The organism is Pseudomonas sp. P4_C1 (genome assembly GCF_056402155.1).
This window is the reverse complement of sequence record NZ_JBFUHY010000032.1, coordinates 1-24393: the sequence shown is the minus strand read 5'-3', so window position 1 is coordinate 24393 and position 24393 is coordinate 1. Positions and strand designations below refer to the sequence as shown.

21 protein-coding genes are annotated in these 24393 nt (G+C 60.6%); 9 read left to right on the top strand and 12 right to left on the bottom strand.

The annotated features are described in order from the left end of the window. Positions 1 to 193: 193 nt before the first annotated feature. From AC1DU9_RS18055 to AC1DU9_RS18020, 8 genes are all read left to right on the top strand, one after another. Positions 194 to 1042: a transporter substrate-binding domain-containing protein gene (locus AC1DU9_RS18055; RefSeq protein WP_223463292.1), complete on the top strand. Its 849-nt coding sequence runs from the start codon at positions 194 to 196 to the stop codon at positions 1040 to 1042. Between the two features lie 51 nt (positions 1043 to 1093). Continuing rightward, the gene (locus tag AC1DU9_RS18050) at positions 1094 to 1756 is read left to right on the top strand and encodes an amino acid ABC transporter permease (protein WP_108217292.1); all 663 of its coding nucleotides are present in this window, start codon (positions 1094 to 1096) and stop codon (positions 1754 to 1756) included. 8 nt (positions 1757 to 1764) lie between these two features. After that, complete coding sequence (locus tag AC1DU9_RS18045) at positions 1765 to 2427, top strand: amino acid ABC transporter permease (protein WP_223463293.1); 663 nt, start codon at positions 1765 to 1767, stop codon at positions 2425 to 2427. Then, on the top strand, positions 2424 to 3218 hold the full coding sequence (locus AC1DU9_RS18040) for an amino acid ABC transporter ATP-binding protein (protein ID WP_477810575.1): 795 nt from the start codon (positions 2424 to 2426) through the stop codon (positions 3216 to 3218). The genes AC1DU9_RS18045 and AC1DU9_RS18040 overlap by 4 nt, the downstream gene beginning before the upstream one ends. Positions 3219 to 3246: 28 nt before the next feature. Beyond that, a complete protein-coding gene (locus AC1DU9_RS18035; RefSeq protein ID WP_057714589.1) occupies positions 3247 to 3636 on the top strand; it encodes a RidA family protein in 390 nt (129 codons plus the stop codon). 171 nt (positions 3637 to 3807) lie between these two features. Beyond that, positions 3808 to 4572 (top strand): IclR family transcriptional regulator, encoded by a 765-nt coding sequence (locus tag AC1DU9_RS18030; protein WP_223463295.1) that lies wholly within the window; start codon positions 3808 to 3810, stop codon positions 4570 to 4572. A gap of 39 nt (positions 4573 to 4611) precedes the next feature. Then, entirely contained in the window at positions 4612 to 5829 is a 1218-nt protein-coding gene (locus AC1DU9_RS18025; protein ID WP_477810574.1) for an amino acid deaminase, read from the top strand. 145 nt (positions 5830 to 5974) lie between these two features. After that, on the top strand, positions 5975 to 6907 hold the full coding sequence (locus tag AC1DU9_RS18020) for a sugar kinase (RefSeq protein WP_477810573.1): 933 nt from the start codon (positions 5975 to 5977) through the stop codon (positions 6905 to 6907). A 157-nt stretch (positions 6908 to 7064) separates the two neighbouring features. On the opposite strand, the gene AC1DU9_RS18015 is transcribed toward AC1DU9_RS18020, so the two are convergent. From AC1DU9_RS18015 to AC1DU9_RS17960, 12 genes are all read right to left on the bottom strand, one after another. Next, complete coding sequence (locus tag AC1DU9_RS18015; RefSeq protein ID WP_007898282.1) at positions 7065 to 7340, bottom strand: peptidylprolyl isomerase; 276 nt, start codon at positions 7338 to 7340, stop codon at positions 7065 to 7067. Positions 7341 to 7417: 77 nt separating this feature from the next. Further along, the gene (locus tag AC1DU9_RS18010) at positions 7418 to 9955 is read right to left on the bottom strand and encodes a PAS domain-containing hybrid sensor histidine kinase/response regulator (RefSeq protein ID WP_223463298.1); all 2538 of its coding nucleotides are present in this window, start codon (positions 9953 to 9955) and stop codon (positions 7418 to 7420) included. A gap of 190 nt (positions 9956 to 10145) precedes the next feature. Then, positions 10146 to 12101, bottom strand: coding sequence for an acetoacetate--CoA ligase (locus AC1DU9_RS18005; RefSeq protein ID WP_477810572.1), 1956 nt, complete (start codon positions 12099 to 12101; stop codon positions 10146 to 10148). Between the two features lie 127 nt (positions 12102 to 12228). Further along, entirely contained in the window at positions 12229 to 13002 is a 774-nt protein-coding gene (locus tag AC1DU9_RS18000) for a 3-hydroxybutyrate dehydrogenase (RefSeq protein WP_095941906.1), read from the bottom strand. Positions 13003 to 13009: 7 nt separating this feature from the next. Further along, entirely contained in the window at positions 13010 to 14401 is a 1392-nt protein-coding gene (locus AC1DU9_RS17995) for a GntP family permease (protein ID WP_102702089.1), read from the bottom strand. 288 nt (positions 14402 to 14689) lie between these two features. Further along, a complete protein-coding gene (locus AC1DU9_RS17990) occupies positions 14690 to 16105 on the bottom strand; it encodes a sigma-54 interaction domain-containing protein (RefSeq protein WP_477810571.1) in 1416 nt (471 codons plus the stop codon). 146 nt (positions 16106 to 16251) lie between these two features. Then, positions 16252 to 17829, bottom strand: a complete 1578-nt coding sequence (locus tag AC1DU9_RS17985; protein WP_457265941.1) for an ABC transporter ATP-binding protein — start codon at positions 17827 to 17829, stop codon at positions 16252 to 16254. A gap of 14 nt (positions 17830 to 17843) precedes the next feature. Continuing rightward, positions 17844 to 18866, bottom strand: a complete 1023-nt coding sequence (locus tag AC1DU9_RS17980) for an ABC transporter permease (protein WP_457265942.1) — start codon at positions 18864 to 18866, stop codon at positions 17844 to 17846. After that, entirely contained in the window at positions 18866 to 19930 is a 1065-nt protein-coding gene (locus tag AC1DU9_RS17975; RefSeq protein ID WP_223463974.1) for a microcin C ABC transporter permease YejB, read from the bottom strand. Before AC1DU9_RS17975 ends, AC1DU9_RS17980 begins: the two co-directional genes overlap by 1 nt. Further along, the gene (locus tag AC1DU9_RS17970) at positions 19930 to 21798 is read right to left on the bottom strand and encodes an extracellular solute-binding protein (protein ID WP_477810570.1); all 1869 of its coding nucleotides are present in this window, start codon (positions 21796 to 21798) and stop codon (positions 19930 to 19932) included. Before AC1DU9_RS17970 ends, AC1DU9_RS17975 begins: the two co-directional genes overlap by 1 nt. Positions 21799 to 21933: 135 nt before the next feature. Continuing rightward, positions 21934 to 22215 (bottom strand): peptidylprolyl isomerase, encoded by a 282-nt coding sequence (locus tag AC1DU9_RS17965; RefSeq protein WP_477810569.1) that lies wholly within the window; start codon positions 22213 to 22215, stop codon positions 21934 to 21936. A gap of 106 nt (positions 22216 to 22321) precedes the next feature. Continuing rightward, positions 22322 to 23203 (bottom strand): esterase/lipase family protein, encoded by an 882-nt coding sequence (locus AC1DU9_RS17960; protein ID WP_477810568.1) that lies wholly within the window; start codon positions 23201 to 23203, stop codon positions 22322 to 22324. Positions 23204 to 23541: 338 nt separating this feature from the next. Here AC1DU9_RS17960 and AC1DU9_RS17955 point away from each other — a divergent pair. After that, positions 23542 to 24393: hypothetical protein (locus AC1DU9_RS17955; protein ID WP_477810567.1), on the top strand; the 852-nt coding region annotated here is incomplete at its 3' end.

The following is a 24393-nucleotide window of genomic DNA, read 5'->3' as shown; positions in this document are numbered from 1 at the left end:
CCAACGGTAGCGTCAGTTCGTGTGTGCGGTTGGTAACGTTTTTTCCTGTTTGCACGCATCCCTCTGATTCAAAACACATTTCAATCTCCCTCACATTCCCTCCACATCCTGTGGCACACTTTCTGCTGTCTATTCCGTTGTTACATACCAAGTTCCGGTATAGCGGAATAAACATTGCCCTGGAGTGCTTGCCATGCATCGCCGACCTTCCTTGTTCACAGCATGTGTTTTTCTGTTCGCAGCCTCTGCTGCTGCCATGGGCGTGGCCCAGGCGGCGGACAGCAAGCTCGACAGCGTTCTGGCCCGCGGCAAACTGATTGTAGGCACCGGCAGCACCAACGCGCCGTGGCACTTCCAGGGCGCCGACGGCAAGTTGCAAGGCTTTGATATCGATATCGCGCGCATGGTGGCCAAGGGGCTGTTCAACGATCCGAGCAAGGTCGAGTTCGTGGTGCAGTCGTCCGACGCGCGTATCCCCAACCTGCTGACCGACAAGGTCGACATGAGCTGCCAGTTCATCACCGTGACGGCCAGCCGTGCCCAGCAAGTGGCGTTCACCCTGCCGTACTACCGCGAAGGTGTCGGCCTGCTGCTGCCGGCGAACAGCAAGTACAAGGAAATCGATGACATGAAAGCCGCCGGTGACAGTCTCACCGTGGCGGTGCTGCAAAACGTCTACGCCGAAGAACTGGTGCACCAGGCGCTGCCCAAGGCCAAGGTCGATCAGTACGACAGCGTGGACCTGATGTATCAGGCGGTGAACTCCGGCCGCGCCGACGCGGCGGCCACCGACCAGTCTTCGGTGAAGTATCTGATGGTGCAGAACGCCGGCCGCTACCGCAGCCCGGCTTACGCCTGGAGCCCGCAGACCTATGCGTGCGCGGTCAAGCGTGGCGACCAGGACTGGTTGAATTTCGTCAACACCACCCTGCATGAGGCCATGACCGGCGTTGAGTTCCCGACTTACGCGGCATCGTTCAAACAGTGGTTCGGTGTGGATCTGCCAACGCCGGCGATTGGCTTTCCCGTCGAATTCAAATGATCCCGTGAGAGTGGGGCGCCGATATGCGCCCCGCTCAAGGTACTGCTGACCATGAACTATCAGTTGAACTTTGCCGCCGTCTGGCGCGATTTCGACACCTTGCTGGCGGGGCTCGGTATGGGCCTTGAACTGGCCCTGGTGTCGATCGCCATCGGCTGCGTGATCGGCCTGATGATGGCGTTTGCCTTGCTGTCCAGGCATCGCGCATTGCGGGTGCTGGCGTCGGTGTATGTCACGGTGATTCGTAACACGCCGATCCTGGTGTTGATCCTGTTGATCTACTTTGCGTTGCCGAGTCTGGGGATCCGGCTGGACAAGATTCCCTCGTTCATCATCACCCTGTCGCTGTACGCCGGAGCCTACCTGACCGAAGTGTTCCGCGGCGGTTTGCTGAGCATTCCCAAGGGCCTGCGCGAAGCCGGGCTGGCTATCGGCCTGGGCGAGTGGCAGGTCAAGGCCTACGTTACCGTGCCGGTGATGCTGCGCAATGTGTTGCCGGCCCTGTCGAACAACTTCATTTCGCTGTTCAAGGACACCTCGCTGGCGGCGGCGATTGCGGTACCGGAGCTGACCTATTACGCGCGCAAGATCAATGTCGAGAGCTACCGGGTGATTGAAACCTGGCTGGTGACCACGGCGCTTTATGTGGCGGCCTGTTACCTGATTGCCATGATGCTGCGTTACCTCGAACAGCGTCTGGCGATTCGCCGATAGGAGGCCCCATGTACGAATCCCCCAGTTGGTTGCATGAGTTGTGGGTGGCGCGGGAAGTGCTGTGGCAAGGCTTTCTGACCAGTGTCCAGGTGTCGGTGCTGGCGATTTTGCTCGGCACGCTGGTTGGCGTCGTCGCCGGGCTGGTGCTGACCTACGGCAAACTCTGGATGCGCGCACCGTTTCGTTTTTATGTCGATGTGATTCGCGGCACGCCCGTGTTCGTGCTGGTGCTGGCGTGCTTTTACATGGCGCCGGCGCTGGGCTGGCAGATCAGTGCGTTCCAGGCCGGTGCGCTGGGGCTGACGCTGTTCTGCGGCTCCCATGTCGCCGAGATTGTGCGCGGTGCCTTGCAGGCCTTGCCGCTTGGGCAGATGGAGGCGAGCAAGGCCATCGGGCTGACGTTCTTTCAGGCCCTCGGGTACGTGCTGTTGCCCCAGGCGCTGCGGCAGATTCTGCCGACCTGGGTCAACTCGTCGACCGAGATCGTCAAGGCCTCGACCCTGTTGTCGGTGATCGGCGTCGCCGAGTTGCTGCTCAGCACCCAGCAGATCATCGCCCGGACCTTCATGACTCTGGAGTTTTACCTGTTCGCCGGTTTCCTGTTCTTCGTCATCAACTACGGCATCGAGTTACTCGGCCGGCACATTGAAAAGCGGGTGGCTTTGCCATGACTCAGACTCAAACCCATGCACAAAACGGCCAGCCGCTGCTGGATATTCGCGGCCTGCACAAGCGTTACGACCAGCTCGAAGTGCTCAAGGGCGTCGACCTGAGCATGCAGCGCGGCAATGTGGTGACGTTGATCGGTTCCAGCGGCTCGGGCAAGACCACGCTGCTGCGTTGCGTGAACATGCTCGAAGAGTTCCAGGGCGGGCAGATCCTGCTCGACGGCGAATCCATCGGTTATGACGAGGTCAACGGCAAACGCATTCGCCACCCGGAAAAAGTCATTGCCCGTCATCGTGCCATGACCGGCATGGCGTTCCAGCAGTTCAACCTGTTTCCGCACCTCACCGCGTTGCAGAACGTCACGTTGGGCCTGCTCAAGGTCAAGAAACTGCACAAGGACGAGGCGGTGGCCCTGGCCGAGAAATGGCTCGAGCGCGTCGGCCTGCTGGAGCGTCGCGATCACTTTCCCGGTCAGTTGTCTGGCGGGCAGCAACAGCGCGTGGCGATCGCCCGCGCCATCGCCATGAACCCGAGCCTGATGTTGTTCGACGAAGTGACCTCGGCCCTCGACCCGGAGCTGGTCGGCGAAGTGTTGAGTGTGATCAAGGGCCTGGCCGAGGACGGCATGACCATGCTGCTGGTGACCCACGAAATGCGCTTCGCCTTCGAGGTTTCGGACAAGATCGTATTCATGAATCAGGGGCGTATCGAAGAGCAGGGGCCGCCCAAGGACCTGTTCGAGCGCCCGCAATCGCCACGGCTGGCGGAATTTCTCAAAAGCACTCGCTTTTAACGTCATTTTCAAAGCAGGAGAAACACCCATGAGCATTACTCGTTACGGCACCGGCAGCACCGCCGGCGGCGGTCAGCCCCGTCCTTTTGCCCGTGCTGTCGAAGCCGATGGCTGGCTGCACGTGTCTGGCCAGGTGCCGGCGCTGGATGGCGAGATCATTGTCGGAGGCATCGTCGAGCAGACTCATCAGACCATGAAGAACCTGATCGCCATCCTTGAAGAGGCCGGTTATGGCCTTGAAGACGTGGTACGCACCGGCGTGTGGCTGGAAGACCCGCGGGATTTCTGGAGCTTCAACAAGGTGTTCTCCGAATACTTCAAACCGGAACACGCCCCGGCGCGGGCCTGCGTGCAGGCGAACATGATGGTCGACTGCAAGGTCGAGATCGACTGCATTGCCTACAAGAAAAAGGCTTGAACCGAGTCGCACCCATCGCGGGCAAGCCACGCTCCCACAGGTTTTGTGTGCTGCCACAGATTGCAGTCACAACTTCAACCTCTGTGGGAGCGAGCTTGCTCGCGATGGCGATCTAACCGCCAACAACGCACTTTGGTTAGACTCCCGGCATTATGAATGGGAACCACTGAAATGACCGAAGACACCATCAAGCGCCGGGCACGCGGTCTGGACCGGGCGTTCGATATCCTCGATTTCCTCAAGGAGATCGGCCAGCCCCTGCGCCCGAACGACATTGCCAACGGCATCGGCAGCCCCAAATCCACAGTCTACGAACTGGTGGCCTCGCTGCTGGAACGGCGGATCCTGGAGCCGGTGGGCAAGGACGGTCATGTCTACCTCGGTCGCCAGTTGTACTTTCTCGGCCAAGCCCACTTGCGCCATTTCGACCTGACCCGTGAAGCCGATCACGCTTTGCAGGAAATCGTCAGCCAGACCCGTGAAACGGCGCAGATGTGCCTGCTCAACGGGCGCAAATACACCGTTGCGCTGATGAAGGAGGGGGAACGGCATTTCCGCATTTCCTCGGACATTGGCGAAAACGCACCCATCCCCTGGACCGCCTCCGGGCGGCTGTTGCTGGCGCACCTGAGCGACCAGGAAATCGTCGACCTGATCGACCACGACGACTTCATCCTGCCTGACGGCGAACGCTTGCCGCTGGAACAGTTTCTCAAGGAAATCCGTCAGGCCGGAATCGATGGTTTCTTTTCTTTCGATAGCGTCGCCGACACCTTTACCCATTGCTTTGCCGCCCCGGTCAAAGACCCCGGCGGCGTGGCCATCGCGACCCTGTGCATCGTCGCTCCACGAGCCGATGCCAAGAAAAACTACAATGACTACCGCCGGGTGTTGATCGACAGCGCCAACAGCCTGGCCCGTCGCATCAACGAATAACAGCGGCTGCCTGCGGCCGCGTRAACGAGGAGTTCGACCATGTCTTCTGCCCCCCATACTGCCAACGTGGACAAAGGCGCTGCCCCGATCGGTGCCAGCCTGGTGCGTGACGTCAGCCTGCCCGCGCTGGTACTGCACCGCGAGGCGCTGGAACACAACATTCGCTGGATGCAGGACTTCGTCAGCAACAGCGGCGCGGAACTGGCACCCCATGGCAAGACCAGCATGACCCCGGCGCTGTTCCGTCGCCAACTGGACGCCGGTGCCTGGGGCATCACCCTGGCCAGCGCCACGCAAACCCGTGCCGCCTACGCCCATGGCGTGCGTCGTGTGCTGATGGCCAACCAGTTGGTCGGCACGCCGAACATGGCGTTGATCGCTGACTTGCTGGCCGACCCGACGTTCGACTTCTATTGCATGGTCGATCACCCGGACAATGTCGCCGACCTCGGCGCCTATTTCGCCTCCCGTGGCGTGCGCCTGAACGTGATGATCGAATACGGCGTGGTCGGTGGTCGTTGCGGTTGCCGCAGCGAACAGGAAGTGCTCGACCTGGCCAAGGCCATCGCCGCGCAACCGGCACTGGCCCTGAGCGGGATCGAAGGTTACGAAGGCGTCATTCATGGCGATCACGCCGTGACCGGTATTCGCGATTTCGCCGCATCACTGGTGCGCCTGGCGGTGCAGTTGCAAGACAGCGGCGCCTTCGCCATTGCCAAGCCGATCATCACTGCGTCGGGTTCAGCCTGGTATGACCTGATTGCCGAGTCCTTCGAAGCGCAGAACGCCGCCGGACGTTTCCTCAGCGTGCTGCGTCCCGGCAGTTACGTGGCTCACGACCATGGCATCTACAAGGAAGCACAGTGCTGCGTGCTCGACCGTCGCAGCGATCTGCACGAAGGCCTGCGTCCGGCGCTGGAAGTGTGGGCGCACGTGCAGTCGTTGCCGGAGCCGGGGTTTGCGGTGATTGCCCTGGGCAAGCGCGACGTGGCGTACGACGCTGGCTTGCCGGTGCCGTTGTTGCGGTACAAGGCGGGTGTGGTGCCGGCCAAAGGCGATGATGTGAGTGCGTGCAAAGTGACCGCGGTGATGGACCAGCATGCGTTCATGACCGTGGCGCCAGGGGTTGATCTGCGGGTGGGCGATATCATTTCGTTCGGCACTTCGCACCCGTGCCTGACGTTCGACAAATGGCGTGTCGGCTGTCTGGTGGATGAACAACTGAATGTCATCGAGACCATGGAAACCTGTTTCTAAGGCTCAGGACCGAGGCGCGGCCATCGCGAGCAGGTCGGATCGCCGCACCGTCGCTCCCACATTGGAATGCGATCCCCTGTAGGAGCGAGCCTGCTCGCGATAGCGTCCCCCCAGACAACAAAGAAACACCAGAGACCCCACAACAATGAACACCATCAACACCCTGGGCCCCAACACCCCACGCATCGCCCTGATCGGCGAATGCATGATCGAGTTGCAGCATCGCGCCGACGGCAGCCTGCAACAGCGCTTCGGCGGCGACACCTTGAATACGGCGGTGTATCTGTCCCGGGAACTGGGCGAGGACGGCACCGTGGATTACGTCACCGCCTTGGGTGATGACAGTTTCAGCGACGCCATGTGCCAGAGTTGGGCAGCGGAAAATATCGGGCTCGACATGGTCCAGCGCCTGCCTGGACGCCTGCCGGGTTTGTATTGCATCCAGACCAACGCCGCCGGTGAGCGACGCTTTCTGTACTGGCGCAACGAAGCGGCAGTCCGCGATTGCTTCACCACCCCGGCCGCCGCGCCGATCCTTGCGGCGCTGCCGGATTACGACGTGCTGTACTTCAGCGGTATCACCCTGGCGGTACTCGGCGTGCAAGGCCGGGAAAAATTGCTGGAAACCCTGATCGAAGCCCGCCAGCGCGATGCGCGAATTGTGTTCGACAACAACTACCGGCCACGGCTGTGGGCGTCGGTCGAGGACGCACGGGCGGCGTATTGCCGTGTGCTGCCGCAGGTCGACCTGGCGTTGCTGACGGTGGATGACGAACAGGCGTTGTTCGGTTACTCCGATTGTGACGCGGTGTTTGCCGCGTATGAGCAGATGGGTACGCCGGAAGTGGTGCTCAAGCGCGGCGCCGAAGCGTGCCTGATTCGTTGTGATGGCGAGTCATTCGAGGTGCCGGCGCAGAAGGTTGCGCGGGTGGTGGACACCACGGCGGCGGGGGATTCGTTCAGTGCGGCGTATCTGGCTTCGCGGCTCAAGGGCGGCAGCCCTGAAGAAGCCGCCGAGGCCGGGCATCGGTTGGCGAGCCGGGTGATTCAGGTGCCGGGGGCGCTGATCCCAAGGTAGGCGGTGAATGGCCGCTGGCTGCGCCATCGGATCGCGAGCAGGCTCGCTCCCACAGGGATCTGTGAGTTGCCACAGATTGCAGCCACACCATCAAACACTGTGGGAGCGACGGTGCGGCGATCCGACTTGCTCGCGATGGGGGCCGAAAGCCAACCACTCAATCCCGGTAAAACACCTGCACCAGGTGATACCCGAACTTGCTCTTGATCGGCCCATGCACCACCCGTAGCGGTTTCTTGAAGATTACCGCATCGATCACACCGACCATCTGCCCCGGCCGTACTTCACCGAGGTCACCGCCGCGCTTGCCCGAGGGGCAGGTCGAATACTTCTTGGCCAGCACATCGAACGCTTCACCCTTGGCGATGCGTTGTTTGAGCTGCTCGGCTTCTTCCGAGGTTTTCACCAGAATATGGCGGGCTTGAGCTTTCATGGGCGGTACCTTGCAACGGTGGTGGCTATGTGGGCGGCTATGTGGGTGACAGCGGGGGCGCGCGATTATGCCTCAAGTCAGTGCGGTTGACCGATCATCGTGCGAATCTTGTTGGCCAGCAGGTCGATGGAAAATGGCTTGGCCACCATGTCCATGCCTTCTTCGAGGAAACCCTGGCGTTCGGCGGCGATTTCCGCGTAACCGGTCATGAACAGTACTTTCAGTTCGGGACGGTGCTGGCGGGCGATTTCTGCCAGTTGTCGGCCGTTCATGCCCGGCAACCCGACGTCGGTCACCAGCAGGTCCAGCCGCAGGTCTGACTCCAGCACCGGCAGGGCGCTCTTGGCATCTTCGGCTTCATGGGCGCGGTAGCCGAGCTCCTTGAGCAGGTCCATTACCAGCATGCGCACCGCCGCATCGTCCTCTACCAGCATCACGGTTTCGCCGGCAATCGCCGCCGGTGCCTCGCCGCCGACGGGCGACAGGATTTTTTCCGGCTCGGCCGAATGCAGGCGCGGCAGGTACAAGCGCACGCTGGTGCCCCGTTCAGGCAGGCTGAACAGACTGACGTGCCCCCCCGATTGTTGGGCGAACCCGTAAATCATCGACAAGCCCAAGCCGGTGCCCTGGCCAATGGGCTTGGTGGTGAAGAACGGGTCGAATGCCTTGGCCAGCACCAAGGGCGTCATGCCGGTGCCGTTGTCGCTGACGGTAATCATCACGTAGTCGCCGGCCTTGACCGGTTCCAGGGTCGTGATGTCGCTGCCGTCGAGGTACACATTGGCGGTTTCGATCTGCAGCACGCCGCCATCCGGCATGGCGTCCCGGGCGTTGATCACCAGGTTGAGCAAGGCGTTTTCCAACTGACTGACATCCGTGCTGATCCGCCAGATGTTTTTGGCCAGTTGCAGTTTGAGTTCGATGTGGTCGCCCTTGGTTCGACTGAACAAGTCTTCGAGCGAGTGAATCAACTCGTTGGGGTTCAGCGGCTTGCGGTTGAGCGACTGCCGCCGGGAGAACGCCAGCAAGCGATGGGTGAGGGCGGCGGCACGGTTGGCCGAGGACACGGCCGCTTCAGTGAACCTGCCAATTTCGGCCACGCGGCCGTCGGCAATGTAGCGCTGCATCAGGTCGAGACTGCCGATGATGCCGGTGAGCATATTGTTGAAGTCATGGGCGATGCCGCCGGTAAGCTGGCCGACCGCATCCATTTTCTGGGCATGGCGCAAGGTGTCTTCGGCACGCTCACGTTCGAACATCTCGTTCTGCAGGCGCTCGTTGGCCTCGGCCAGTTGGCGGGTGCGGGCGGCAACCCGTTCCTCAAGGGTTTCGTTCAGGTTGCGCAAGGCTTCTTCGGTCTTTTTGCTTTCGGTTTCATCGATCACGAAGATGTAGAAACCGTTTACCGCGCCGTCTGCGCCGTGGCGTGGCAGGTAATTCATCAAGGCCTGGCGGATGCTGCCGTCGCGGTGTGGCGTGCTGATGCTGAAACAGCAGGGCCGGCCGGACAGCGCCTCAGTGATGTACTGGGCGCATAGCGCATAGGCTTCTTCGCCAAGCACTTCAAGAATGGTAAGCCCGTAAAGCTCTTGCGGCGTCAGGCCGTACCAGTCGAGGTACGCCGCATTGTTCAGGCGAAAGCGTTCTTCGCGGTCGACGTAGCTGATCAGGACCGGCATGGCGTTGATGATCAGTTGCAGCTCGGTCTGGCTCTGGCGCAGGGCCTGTTCGGTGTGTTTGCGTTCGGTCAGGTCCAGGGCGGCGCCGAGGAAGCGCATCGGCCGGCCGTGGTGATCCTTGTAGCAGCGACCGCGGGCAAACACCCAGCGCATCTGGCCGTCGGTTTGCAGCAGGCGATACTCCTCGGCGTACTCAGTGCCGTGGGTGATGCAATGCTTGATGCTGCGGGCGATCAGGGCGCGGTCTTGCGGGTGTACGCCGTGCAGGTACTCGCTGATCGGCAACTGGCTGGCCATGGCCGGGTCGATGCCGTGCAGTTGGGCAAAATGCGCATCGGCGATGAAGCGGTCCTCGCTGATGTCCCAGTCCCAGGTACCGACCGCGTCGGTGGCGGCGAGGGCCAGTTGCAGGCGCTCCTCGGTTTCGCGCTGGGCCTTGAGACTGGCCGCCGAGCGCTGTTCGAGTTCGAGGGCGATGCGCCGGCGTTCGTTGGTTTCGATGGCGGTGACCAGGATCCCGGCCACCTTGGCACTTTCGTCACGGATCGGGCTGTAGGTCAGGTCGAGCCAGAAGTCAGTCTCCCGGCCCTCACGTTGCAGGGTGAAGCGCTGCTCGCTGTAGCTTCGCACCTGACCTTGCAGGACGGCGCTGTATATCGGGTCGGTAAAGTCTTTCAACTCTGGCCAGATCAGGTGTGCCGGTTGGCCGAAAGCGTGTGGATGTTTGCTTCCAGCGAGCAGGGCGAAGCCGTCGTTGTAGATCTGCGTCAGTTGCGGGCCCCATAGCAGCAGCATCGGCATCGGTGAGTGAATGACGATGTCCACGGCGGTTCGCAGGCTTTGTGGCCATTTGCTGGCCGCGCCCAGGGGGCTGCTTGTCCAGTCGATGCGGGCGATCAAGGCCTGGGCATCGCTGGCGGTTGGTGTTGCGTTCATCCGGGTGTCCTGCGCCAATTCGCTATAGCTGGCGTCTATTCTTGCACAGGTGACAGGCGCAGGTTGATTCGAAGGCTTGAGCGGTTACTGTGGGAGCGAGCTTGCTCGCGATAGCGGAGTGTCAGTTGACATCAATGCAAATTGACCCGACGCCATCGCGAGCAAGCTCGCTCCCACAGGTAACCGGGTTTCAAGACTGGAGTTCGGGCCTGTTTCGGTACTGCTCCAACGCCTCGGGATTGGCCAGGGCATCGGTGTTCTTCACCTTCTGACCATGCACCACATTGCGTACCGCCAACTCAACGACTTTGCCGCTGATGGTCCGGGGAATGTCGGTGACCGCGACAATCTTCGCCGGCACATGGCGTGGCGTGGTGTTGGCGCGAATCGTCTGGCGGATCTGCTGTTGCAGCGCCTCGTCCAGTTCGACCCCGTCGCGCAACTGTACGAATAGCACCACCCGCACGTCATCCTGCCACTGTTGACCGATGGCCACGCTGTCGAGCACCTGTGGGATTTTTTCCACCTGGCGATAGATTTCCGCCGTACCGATGCGCACGCCTCCGGGGTTGAGCACGGCATCGGAGCGCCCGTGGATCATCATACCGCCATGGGGCCGTTGTTCGGCGTAATCACCTTGGGCCCAGACGCCGGGGAACAGGCTGAAATAGGATTTGCGCAGTTTCTCGCCATCGGGATCGTTCCACAGGCCAACGGGTATCGCCGGGAAGTGCCGGGTGCAGACCAGTTCGCCTTTTTCGCCGATTACCGGTTGGCCTTCGTCGTTCCACACTTCGACGGCCATGCCCAGGCTCTTGCCCATGATTTCGCCACGTCTGATGGGCGACACAGGGTTGCCGTTGACGAAGCACGAGACGATGTCGGTGCCACCGGACATCGAGGCCAGACACACGTCAGCCTTGAAGTCGCGATAGACGAAGTCGTAACTGTGCGGTGACAGCGCCGAGCCGGTGCATAGCAGCATCTTGAGGCTGCTCAGGTCATGGCTTTCACGGGGCTTGATACCGCTGCTTTCCAGGGTCGCGAGGTATTTGGGGCTGGTGCCAAAGACACTGATGCCCTCGTCGTCGATCAGGTCGATCAAGCGTTGCGGGTCGGGGTGGAACGGCGAACCGTCGTACAGCACCACCGCACTGYCGACCGCCAATGCCGACACCAGCCAGTTCCACATCATCCAGCCGCAGGTGGTGTAGTAGAACAGGCGCTCGCCGGGGCCGAGATCGCAGTGCAGGCCGTGTTCCTTGACGTGTTGCAGGAGTACGCCGCCGGTACTGTGGATGATGCATTTGGGCACGCCGGTGGTGCCGCTGGAGTAGAGGATGTACAGCGGATGGGCGAAGGGCACGGGGACGAAATCGGGCTCGCCGCCAGGTTCATAGAAATCGTTCCACAGCGTCACGTTGGCCGGGGTACGGAAGTGTTCGATCCGCGTGTGGGGCCGCGCATAGGGCACGATGATCAACTGCTGCAACGACGGCAGGCGCTCGAGGATTTCGTTGAGCTTGGCGGTCTGGTCGATTTCCTTGCCGGCGTAGCGATAACCGGCGCAGGTCACCAGCACTTTCGGTTCGATCTGGCCGAAACGGTCAACCACCCCTTGGGTGCCGAAGTCGGGCGAAGAACAGGACCAGATTGCGCCAAGGCTGGTGGTGGCGAGCATGGCCACCAGGGTTTGCCAGGTGTTGGGCATGCACGCGGCGACCCGGTCGCCAACCCTGACACCGGCCGCTATCAGCCCGTTTTGAAAGCCGGCGACATGTTCCGCGAGCTCGGCCCAGGTCAAATGTTCACGCAGACCGTTTTCGCCAACGGCTATCACGGCGATCGCATCATCGCGACGCTGTAGCAGGTGTTCGGCAAAGTTCAGCGTTGCGCCGGGGAACCACTGGGCGCTGGGCATCTGCGGGCCTTCGAGCAGCACCGCGTCGGGTTGCTCGTGGAAGCGGATGTCGAAGAAGTCGACGATGGCCTGCCAGAAGTCCGGGCGTTGCTCGATGGACCATTGGTGCAGGTCAGGGTAGTCGTCAATCTTGAGGTGATGCCGCTGATTGACGAAGCGCCGGAAGGCCTCCATGCGGGTCTTGCCAATGCGTTTGGCGTCGGGTTGCCAGAGGATGTCGGACATGGTTTGCCTCTTCTTGTTGGCGAGTGCAGTGCACTCGATCGCGAGCAGGCTCGCTCCTACAGGGGATCGCATTTCCATGTGGGAGCGAGCCTGCTCGCGAAGAACGATAACGCGGTTTAGCGGTCAGTCACTGCGCCAACCACCCACCATCAACATTCCATGCCGCGCCACGCACCTGGCTGCCGGCTTCGCTACACAAGAACAGCACCAGCTCACCCAGTTGCGGCGGTGTCACGAACTCCAGCGATGGCTGCTTTTCAGCGAGCAAATCATGCTGCGCCTGCTGCGGATCAACCCCACTGGCGGCACGATCATCAATCTGCTTCTGCACCAGTGGCGTCAATACCCAGCCTGGGCAGATCGCATTGCAGGTGACCTGGGTGGTCGCGGTTTCCAGCGCGACCACTTTGGTCAAGCCGATCACCCCGTGCTTGGCGGCGACATAGGCCGACTTGCCCACCGAGCCGACCAGGCCATGCACCGAAGCAATGTTGATCACCCGACCCCAGCCCTTGGCGCGCATGCCCGGCAGGCTCAACCGCGTGCTGTGAAACACCGACGACAGGTTGATGGCGATGATCGAATCCCAGCGCTCTACCGGAAACTCATCCACCGCTGCCACGTGTTGAATGCCAGCGTTGTTGACCAGAATGTCGACGCCGCCGAACTCGCGCTCGGCGTAGGCGATCATGTCGGCAATTTGTGCCGGATCGCTGACATCGGCCGGGTGATGGCCGACCTTGCCGCCGAACTGTTCGACTTCGGCAATCACCTTGGATGCATCGCCGAAGCCGTTGAGGATCAGGTTGGCGCCAGCCTTGGCCAGGCTCAGGGCGATGCCCAAACCGATACCGCTGGTGGAACCGGTGACCAGTGCGGTCTTGCCCGAAAGAGTCGTCATGAATACCTCACACAATGCCAGTGGCGTAGAAGGTGCCGATCACTACGAAAACCGCCAGGGTCTTGATCAGCGTAATACAGAAAATGTCTTTGTAAGCCTCGCGGTGGGTTAGCCCTGTGACCGCCAACAGGGTAATCACCGCGCCATTGTGCGGCAGGGTGTCCATGCCGCCGCTGGCCATCGCTGCGACCCGGTGCAGCACTTCCAGGGGAATGTTCGCCGCATGGGCGGCACTGATGAACTGCTCGGACATCGCCGCCAGCGCGATGCTCATGCCACCCGAGGCGGAGCCGGTGATGCCGGCCAGCAGGGTCACGGTAATCGCTTCGTTGACCAGTGGGTTGGGGATGCTCTTGAGCCAGTCGGCCAGCACCAGAAAGCCCGGCAAGGACGCGATCACCGCGCCGAAACCGTATTCCGAGGCGGTGTTCATCGCCGCCAGCAAGGCACCGCTCACCGCGCTTTTACTGCCTTCGGCGAGCTTGCGGCTGATCGCCTTGTAGCCAAACACCAGCACCATGAGGATGCCGACCAGCAAGGCTGCCTGTACGGCCCAGATCGCCGTGAGCTTGGCGATTTCCGTGGTCACCGGCGCGGCCATGCCCGGCAGCGCGAGGCTGTGGGTCTTGCCATACACCTGCGGAATCCAGTGGGTGAACAGCAGGTTCATGATGCCCACCGCGAGCAGTGGCGAGAGTGCGAGCCACGGGTTGGGTAGCTTGAGATCGGCGGCGGTTTCCGGCTCGTTGCGCAGGTCAGAACCATAGCCTTCACCGGCACGCTGGGCCTTGTTGCGCTGACGCTGGAGAAACAGCATGCCGGCACAGAACACGAAGATCGTGCCGATCACGCCCAGCCACGGCGCTGCCCACGCGGTGGTGTTGAAGAACGTGCTGGGGATGATGTTCTGGATTTGTGGCGTGCCGGGCAGGGCGTCCATGGTGAACGAGAACGCACCGAGGGCAATGGTCGCCGGGATCAGGCGCTTGGGGATGTTGCTTTGGCGGAACATCTCGGCGGCAAACGGATAGACCGCAAACACCACCACAAACAGCGACACGCCGCCGTAGGTCAGCAAGGCGCAGACCAGCACGATCACCAGCATCGCCTGGCGGGTGCCGAGCAGGCGAATCGCCGCCGCGACGATGGAGCGCGAGAAACCGGACAGTTCGATCAGCTTGCCGAACACCGCGCCGAGCAGGAATACCGGGAAATACAGTTTGATGAAACCGACCATTTTTTCCATGAACACCCCGGTGAAAGCGGGGGCGACGGCAGACGGGTCAGTCAGCAGGACAGCGCCGAGAGCGGCAATCGGGGCAAAAAGGATAACGCTGTAGCCACGGTAGGCAGCCAGCATCAGCAGCGCGAGGGCTGCCAAGGCAATGATCACACTCATGGTGTGTCTCTCCTGGGTTGTTATTTTTGTTGGGTGAAGCCTGGTAGGAGAGGCGTATAGCTAGTTTTGTGCCATCTTGTTAAGTTGTTGAAATATAAGAATATATTTGATTTCTATGGGCTGGATTCGAATGATTTGTCTCTAACTGGAGACTTCTGGCGATAGTGCTGGCCTCATCGCGAGCAAGCTCGCTCCCACAGGGGGACGGAGTAAGTCGGGAGAACACGGTCTACTGTGGGAGCGAGCTTGCTCGCGATGAATTGTCTATCAATGGAGATGTATGTCTCTTTATGGAGACTCTGCTATCCCCAGCGCCACCATCTTCTTGTACAGCGTCGACCGTCCAAGCCCCAGCCGCGCCGCCGCATCAACCACCTTGCCCCCGCATTGCGCAAGGGTGGTTTCAATCAATTGCCGGTCAAATCGCTCCCGCGCCGCACTGAACGTTTCATGGGCAAGCGGCTCGATGGTCAAGAGCGCCACGCGCTCCACCTGGGTGAACGTACCAATCGCCGCGCGGATGTCCGCCGCCGTCAGGCGCAAGTCATCACTGAGCAGCGCGGCCCGCTCCAGCACATTGCGCAGTTCGCGGATGTTCCCCGGCCAGGCGTGTTGTCCCAACAGTTCCAGGGCCTCGTGGTGCAGTTCATGCTGGCTGCGCAGTTCCTCAAGAATCGCTTCACTGAGCGCCGGCACGTCATCCAGGCGATCGCGCAGGGGTGGAACCTGGATCGGCAGCACATTGAGGCGGTAGTACAAATCGGCGCGGAATTCGCCGCGTTTGATGGCAGCCTCGAGGTCCGTTGAGGTCGCGGCGATCACCCGCACATCGCTCTGGATCACTTCGTTGGAGCCCACCGGCTCGAATTCCTTTTCCTGCAACACCCGCAACAGTTTGCTTTGCAGGGGCAGCGGCATGTCGCCGATTTCGTCGAGGAACAGTGTGCCGCCTTGGGCGATCTGCAATTTGCCGGCGCGGCCCTTGCGGTCGGCACCGGTAAATGCGCCAGGGGCTGTGCCGAAGAACTCGGCTTCCAGCAGCGATTCGGGAATCGCCGCGCTGTTGACACTGACAAACGCCTTGTGCGCCCGGGGCGAGGCATTGTGGATCGCCTGGGCCAGCAATTCCTTGCCGGTGCCGGTTTCACCAAGCAACAGCACCGGCGATTCGGTACTCGCACTGCGCCGGGCGCGGCGTTTGACTTCCAGGCTGGCGGCGCTGGTGCCRATGAAATGGGCGAAGTTGTATCTGGTCTGCCGCGCCCGCAGCAGCGAGCGGGTGGAGGCCAGTTCTTCCTGCATGCTCATGTAGCGCTTGAGCATCGGCGACAGGCTGCGCAATTCGTCGAACAGGGCGAAACCGATGGCGCCGATCACCACGCCGGCGTCATCGTGAATCGGCAGGCGCATGACCACCAGCGGTTCTTTGGGGGTGTCTTGCATATCCAGCAAAATCGGCCGGCCGCTGYGCACCACTTCACGCAACAGGCTGCCGGGGATCACGCTTTCGCAGGGCTTGCCGATTGCAACTTCCGCCGATTGCAGGCCAAAGCGCCGGGCATAGCGTTCATTCATCCAGACGATGTTGGCATCGCGGTCGACAATCACCGTGCCCTCGCTCGACTGCTCGATGATCTCGAACAACGAGCGGATCGCCAGCAGGCGAACACGCTGGTAGTCCTTGAGGCTTTCGGTGGTGTTCATGGGTACTGATCCTGGTTGTGTATTGCCTGTGCCGGCCTCTTCGCGAGCAGGCTCGCTCCTACAGGGGATTTGTGTACGACACAGATCAACTGTAGGAGCGAGCCTGCTCGCGATGGCCGCGGCTCGGTCCAACTTCATGCAACCGATTATGCCTGCCCCAACATCGCCGCCGCCAACAGCTCCTTGGTGTACGGATGCTGCGGCGAGTCAAACACCTCATGGCTGGCGCCGCGTTCCACCACTTTGCCATCCTTGATCACGATCATGTCGTGGGCCAGGGCGCGCACCACCGCCAGGTCATGGCTGATGAACAGGTAGGTCAAACCGTGTTTTTCCTGAAGCTGGCGGAGCAGGGCGACCACCTGTTTCTGTACCGTGCGGTCGAGCGCAGAGGTCGGTTCGTCGAGCAGGATCAGCGCCGGCTTCAGCACCAGTGCCCGGGCGATGGCGATGCGCTGGCGCTGCCCCCCGGAGAACTCGTGGGGATAGCGATGGCGACTTTGCGGGTCGAGGCCGACTTCGCTCAGTGCCCGGATCACTTCGGCATTGCACTCTTCAGGGCTCAGCTGGCTGTGCACTTCCAGGCCTTCGCTGATGATTTGTGCCACGGACATCCTTGGGCTGAGGCTGCCGAAAGGGTCCTGGAACACCACCTGCATCTTCTTGCGCCACGGTCGCAGCTGTTTTTGCGTCAGGTCGTCCAGCGCCTGGCCCTGAAAGCGGATGCTGCCTTCGGAGTCGAGCAAACGCAGAATCGCCTGACCGAGCGTGGACTTGCCGGAACCGGACTCACCGACGATGCCCAGGGTTTTGCCGCGCTGAATATTCAGGCTGATGCCATCGACGGCGCGCAGCCAGGTTTTGCGTTGAAACAGGCCACCACCGACGGGAAACCGCACCTGCAGATTGTCCACCTCCAGTACGTTTTCGCGCTCGTCCCGGGGCAAGGCTTCGCCCTCGGGTTCGGCGTGCAGCAATACGCAGCTGTAAGGGTGCTTCGGTTCGGTGAAAAGGATTTCGCAAGGTGCCTGCTCGACGATTTCCCCAGCCTTCATTACGCACACGCGCTGGGCGATGCTGCGTACCAGATTGAGGTCATGGCTGATCAGCAGCAGCGACATGCCCAGCCGTTGTTGCAGGGATTTGAGCAGCAGCAGGATCTTGCGCTGCACCGTCACATCCAGCGCAGTGGTCGGTTCGTCGGCGATCAGCAGTTCCGGTTCGCAGGCCAGGGCCATGGCGATCATCACCCGCTGGCGCTGCCCGCCGGACAATTGATGGGGATAGGCCTTGAGGCGTTCCTCGGGTTTCTGGATGCCCACCAGGTGCAGCAATTCAACAATCCGCTCTTGCGCCGCCTTGCCCGCCAGGCCTTTGTGCACCAGCAGCGTTTCGCCGATCTGCTTTTCAATGCTGTGCAGCGGGTTGAGGGAGGTCATCGGCTCCTGGAAGATCATCGCGACGCGATTGCCGCGCAGTTGTCGCAACTTGCCAGCATCGGCGCCTACCAGTTCCTGGCCGCGATAGCGAATGCTGCCCGTTGTCTCGGTATCGGTTTGCGGCAGCAATTGCAGGATCGAGTGGGCCGTCACCGACTTGCCCGAACCCGATTCGCCCACTAGCGCCAGGCATTCGCCGGGACGGATGTCCAGGCACAGATTGCGCACCACGGTCTGGCCGCTGAAGGCCACGCTGAGGTCACGGATTTCGATCAGGTTGGTCATATCAGCCGTCCGCATCAAGATCTCGGATCGAAGGCGTCTCGCAACGCCTCGCCGATAAACACCAGTAAAGAAAGAATCAGCGCCAGGGTGAAAAACGCCGTCAGGCCCAGCCACGGCGCTTGCAGGTTTTGCTTGCCCTGGCCGATCAGTTCACCCAGGGACGCGCTGCCGGCAGGCATGCCGAAACCGAGGAAGTCCAGTGCCGTCAGGGTGGAAATCGCCCCGGTGAGAATGAATGGCAGGTAGCTCAAGGTCGCGTTCATGGCGTTGGGCAGAATGTGCCGCACGATGACTTTGCGGTCGGTCAGGCCCAGCGCGCGCGCGGCCTTGACGTACTCCAGGTTGCGCCCGCGCAGGAACTCGGCACGCACCACGTCCACCAGGGCCAGCCATGAAAACAGCGCCATGATGCCCAGCAGCCACCAGAAATTCGGTTCGACGAAGCCCGACAGAATGATCAGCAGGTACAGCACCGGCAACCCGGACCACACCTCCAGCAGGCGCTGGCCGAGCAAATCCACCCAGCCGCCGTAATAGCCTTGCAAGGCGCCGGCCGCGATGCCGATCAGGGCACTGACAAACGTCAGCATCAAGGCAAACAGGATCGACACCCGGGCACCGAAGATCACCCGGGCCAGAACGTCCCGTGCCTGGTCGTCGGTGCCCAGCCAATTGACGCTGGAGGGCGGGCTGGGGGCGGGTTTGTCCAGGTCATAGTTGGGCGTGTCGTCACTGAACGGAATCGGTGGAAACAGCAACCAGCCACCGTCCTTCTCGATCAGCTTTTGCACGTAGTCGCTGCGGTAGTCGGCCTGGAATGGCAGCTGCCCGCCGAATTCCTGTTCGGTGTGGCGCTTGAAGACCGGAAAGTACCACTGGCCTTGATAGCTGACCATCAGCGGTTTGTCGTTGGCGATCAGTTCGCCGCCCAGGGTCATCAAGAACAGGCCGATGAACAGCCAGAGCGACCACCAGCCCCGACGGTTTTTCTTGAAACGATCGAAGCGYCGGCGCGCCAGCGGTGAAAGCTTGAACATCAGGCGTTCCTCGCGGCAAAGTCGATACGCGGGTCGACCAGGGTGTAGCAGAGGTCGCCGACCAGTTTTATCAAAAGGCCGAACAGGGTGAAGATGAACAGCGAGCCGAACACCACCGGATAGTCCCGGGATACCGCCGCTTCGTAACTCATGCGGCCCAGGCCGTCGAGGGAGAAGATCACCTCGATCAGCAGGGAGCCGGCAAAAAATACACTGATAAACGCTTGGGGAATGCCTGATACCACCAACAGCATGGCATTGCGGAACACGTGTCCATACAGTACCCGCCGTTCACTCAAACCCTTGGCCCTGGCGGTGACCACGTACTGGCGGGTGATTTCATTGAGGAACGAGTTTTTGGTCAGGATGGTCAGCGTGGCGAAGCCGCCGATTACCAGCGAGGTCACCGGCAACACCAGATGCCAGAAGTAGTCAGCCACTTTACCCAGGGTCGATAGCGAGTCGAAGTTGTCCGAGACCAGTCCGCGAACCGGGAACCAGTTCAGCGAAGTGCCACCGGCAAAGACCACGATCAGGAACATCGCAAACAGGAACGCCGGCATGGCATAGCCGATGATGATCGCGGTACTGCTCCAGATGTCGAATTGGCTGCCATGGTGCACGGCCTTGCGGATGCCCAGGGGAATCGACACCAGATAGGTGATCAGCGTCGCCCAGAGCCCGAGGGAAATGGTCACGGGCATTTTTTCGAGGATCAGGTCGGTGACGGTGGCGCCGCGAAAGAAGCTCTTGCCGAAGTCCAGGCGTGCGTAGCTGGTGAGCATCAGCCAGAGGCGTTCGTGTGCCGGTTTATCGAAGCCGTACTGTTTTTCAATGTCCTTGATCAGCTGCGGATCGAGCCCGCGACTGGCCCTGGACTTGCCACTCATGGCTTCGCCGGAACCGCCGCCGCCAACTGCTGCGCCGCCAATGCCTTGCAGGTGTGCGATGGCCTGTTCGACCGGCCCGCCCGGTGCGGCCTGGACGATGACAAAGTTGACCAGAAGAATGATCACCAGCGTCGGAATGATCAGCAGCAGGCGCCGCAATATGTAAGCCCACATCAGTGCGGCCCTCCGGGTTTGCCACGGCTGATACGCTCGGCCGTCATCTGTTGGTTGGTCAATGGCGTGGTGCTCATCTCCCACCAGCTCTCGATGGCTTCGTCATTGCTCGCCTGCACGTTCGGGATGCCAAAGCGATTCCACCAGACCGTCGAGGTGCCTGGCGGGTAATAGTTGGGAATCCAGTAGTAATTCCATTGCAGCACCCGGTCCAGGGCATGAGCGAAATGCAGCATGTCAGCCTGGGTATTGGCATGGATCAGCCCGGTGATCAGGGTGTCCACTGCCGGGTTCTTCAACACCATGTAGTTGTTTGATCCCGGGTCGGTGGCCGCCGCCGAACCGAAATAATTGAGCAGTTCGTTTCCCGGAGACGTGGTGACAGGGTAGCCGGTGACGATCATGTCGTAGTCGCGGCTCATCAGGCGATTGACGTACTGGGAGGAGTCGATGCGGCGGATGTTCAGGTCGATGCCGATCTGTTTCAACGTGCGTTTATAGGGCAACAGCAGACGGTCCATGCCGTTTTGGCTGATCAGGAACGTGAAGCTCAACGGCTCGCCGTCGGCATTGACCAGTTGGTCGCCATCGGGTTTCCAGCCGGCCTGTTCGAGCAAGTCCAGGGCTTGCAGTTGCTTGTCGCGGATCACGCCGCTGCCATCGGTCTTCGGCGCTTCGAACACCTTGGTGAAGACTTCATCGGGAACCTGCCCGCGTAGCGGTTCGAGAATCGCCAGCTCACCGGCATCCGGCAGTCGCCGGGCCGCAAGATCGGTATTGGAGAAAAAGCTCTGCTGGCGGATGTACATGTCACGCATCATCTGCCGGTTGCTCCACTCGAAGTCCCACAGCATCGCCAGCGCCTGGCGCACGCGACGGTCCTGGAACATGGGCTTTTGCAGATTGAACACAAAACCCTGGGCCGGCTGCGGTGCCTCGGTGGCGAGGTGGGCTTTTTGCAGGCGACCGTCGCTCAGGGCCGGGCTGTCGTAGCCGATGGAGTAAGCGGTGGCGGAAAATTCCCGGTTGTAGTCATAGGCGCCACCGCGCAACACCTGGCGCGCCACGTCGGTATCGCCGAAGTATTCGATGCTGAAGTGATCGAAGTTGTACAGGCCACGACTGACCGGCAGGTCCTTGCCCCACCAATCGGGATTGCGCTCGAAGGTGATGCTGCGTCCGGAGTCGATCTTGCCGACTTTATAGGGGCCGCTGCCCAGCGGCGCTTCATAGCCGCCGCCACTGGCGAAATCGCGGCTCTTCCACCAGTGTTCGGGAAACACCGGCAAGGTTGCGATATCCAGGGTCAAGGTGTGATTTTCGTTGTTCTTGAAATCAAAGCGCACGGTCAGTGGCGATTCCACTTCGACACTTTTGACGTCGGCGAACTGGGTACGGTAACGCAGGCTGCCCTGGGTCATCAGCAGGTCGAAGGTGTAACGCACGTCTTCGGCGGTAATCGGTTTGCCATCGGCAAAACGCGCCTTGGGATTGAGGTAAAAACGCAGGGACAGGCCGTCTTCGGCGCGATCCATCTTTTCAGCCACCAGGCCGTACACGGTGTACGGTTCGTCCAGCGAGCGCTGGGCCAGTGGTGAATAGAGCAGGCCGTCGATCTGCGTGACGCCGATGCCTTTGTCGATATAAGGCAAAACATGGTCGAACTGACCGATTTCGATCGCCGAGCGCCGCATCGTGCCGCCCTTGGGGGCCTGCGGATTGGTGTAGGCGAAATGGCTGAAACCGGCAGGGTATTTCGCCGGTTCGCCATAAACGGTCAATGCATGCTGCGGTTCAGCATTCACACCGGCGGCACCCATCAGCAGGGCCACGGCAGTGAATAATAAGGTAGGGAAAGCCAGTCGCATTGTCAGCCTTGGAGCCGGGTGGTCGTTAACGACAATTTGTACGCTAGCGGCGCGTCCCTCGCCAGCCGAATTACGCACCTGAAACACAACGGCCCACCAAAAGGCGGGCCGTTGTGAGAGTAGCTCAAGCGTCGATCAGTCCTGACGGCTGGTCACTTCCAGCAGGTGAAAACCGAACTGGGTCTTGACCGGGCCCTGGACCACGTTGATTGGTGCGCTGAAAACCACGGTGTCGAATTCCTTGACCATCTGGCCCGGGCCGAACGAACCCAGGTCACCGCCCTGGCGGCTGGAAGGGCAGGTGGAGTTTGCCTTGGCAACTTCGGCGAAATCGGCACCAGCCTCGATTTGGGCCTTGAGTTCGTTGCACTTGTCTTGCGAGGCAACAAGGATGTGACGGGCAGTGGCTTTAGCCATGGGAAAATACTCCTTTCAATACTCGATAAAGTGCGGAGCCTACCGGATTGCGTGAGCTATTTCTCCTCAAAGTTCCGTTCCACACGGGATCACGGCAGGTGGCACCTCAAAGGCCGGCGTCTCTCAAGCGTTCGGCATGCTGGACATACAGTTCGATCGGGTCGACACCTGTGCGCAACTGGCCGGTCGGTTGACCAATGGTGTCCAGATGATCCAGTGCATAGTCTGAGCGGATAACCGTGCCCAGATGGGAACTGAAGCGACCGACCAATCCGTCGTTCTGCTCGCTTTCCGTGACGAAATAACCGGAAAGGGCCCGGCAGAACGCGTTGAGCGGATCGAACCCATTGAGCCCTTCCTCAAGAACATTCGACTGCAGCACGCCGCTCCACGAGTAGTAACGCACACCGTTGACCCGTTCGCGCCCCTTGCCACCCCAGATGGTGGGCAGCCCTTGCGGGTATTTGTCGTTGAATGCGCCTACGCCTTCGGTGGTCAGCGCATTGAGGGCCGCAATGGCGTTCTGCGGTTGGTACTGGTTGTCGCTCAATGTTGCGAGGAAGTCGGCAAACAGGGTCACCACCGTCTCGGCCACATGTTCCGGCAGGCAGCCCGGTGCCAATGCCTTGCGCAGGAAATCGGCCAGTTCCGAGCCATGGTTCGGACCGCTGACGGAAGTCACCGATGCCACGCTGTGTGGCGCAATCGCTGCGGCATAACGTGCGGTCAGTGCGCCCTGGCTATGACCTATGAGGTTGACTTTGCGTGCACCGGTTCCTTCCAGTACCCGCTCGATCTGTGTGAGCAATTGGTCACCGCGTACCTCGTTGTCATGGATGGCCGACAAGTAGGGGACGAACACCCTTGCTCCGGCGTTCCTCAACGCCTGCCTGATGTCGTGAAAGAGTTCGAACTTGCCGATTCTGTCGAAGCCGAAAAGGCCGTGGACCAGCAGTATTGGATAACAAGTGCTTGCATTCCTTTGCATGTTCTTACCTTTGCACAGAAGTTCGTTGGGACTGCATGGCGTTTCACTCTAAAACACTMGAGGTTGGCGCGATGTATGAAAAGTCCGCCGAAACTTGTGGAAAGAGGAATAGAACAAGTGCGAATGCTCAAGAGCGGCTGAGGCCTTAGTCGGAATAAATTGAGGACTTTTCACGGCAATCAGCTTGCTGCTGATCAAAGACCTACTTCGTATGTATCGATTTTCCGAGCGAGACGGGGTGAGAGGCCGACATCACGGCTGCTTGCCGCGAGGTTAAATAGTCGTCATCCAAAGCCGGCCACCTGTTCGGTGTTTATTTCAAGGACTGGAGCGAATGAATGACTGTTTATGAACCCGATACCTTGAATCTCGCGCAGCAACCATTACCACCTCCAATACTTGAGCAGGCGGAAAACGGCGTTCTGAACCCCTCTGACAGAAAAGCCGTCATCAGGGTCCAGCCTTATCCGGGCATGACCTGCGGCGACAAATTGCTATTGAGTTGGGCGGGTCTGGATGCCGATGGCGTCGCCCGCAACCATCAGGTAGTGCGTTATGTCAGTGAGGACCGGGTCGGCGAGGACATGATCTTTGCCGTGGGTAGCGCACATATTGCGACGCTTGATGGTGGTTCACTCGAAATCGGTTACTCACTCACAAGCACCCGTTTTGCCGAGCCCGTGCACTCCCATCGTTTGCAACTGAGTGTGGGTGATGTGCAATCCGACCTGTTGCCTGCGACAGTGAACGATGCGGTGGGTAGAACGCTTGATCCCGATCAGGTGAAAGAAGGGGCGATCGTTACGATCAAACCCTATGCACGCATGGCGGCAGGCGACTGGGTGTTGCTGACCTGGGCGGGCGTTTCGGTCGAAGCAAGTTTCAGTGATGCACTCAAGGTCGAGTCCTTCGCTGTGGGGGAGGAACTTTCGTTTTGGGTCAGCCCGCAGTGCATTGCGCCGAATCTGGGCTCCTGCGTTTCCATCGATTATTGCGTCAAGCAAGCAGGTCAGGGGCCTCGTTACTCTGAAGTAACGGCACTGATGGTTGACATCCTGGAACGGCGACCACTGCCAGGGCCCACTGTGCTGGAAGCCGACGAAGGTTGTGTGGATCTGCATGATGCACAGGATGGCGTGACCGTCGTCATCGAAAACCCCAGGGCTGATAAAGGTGAACTGATTTACCTG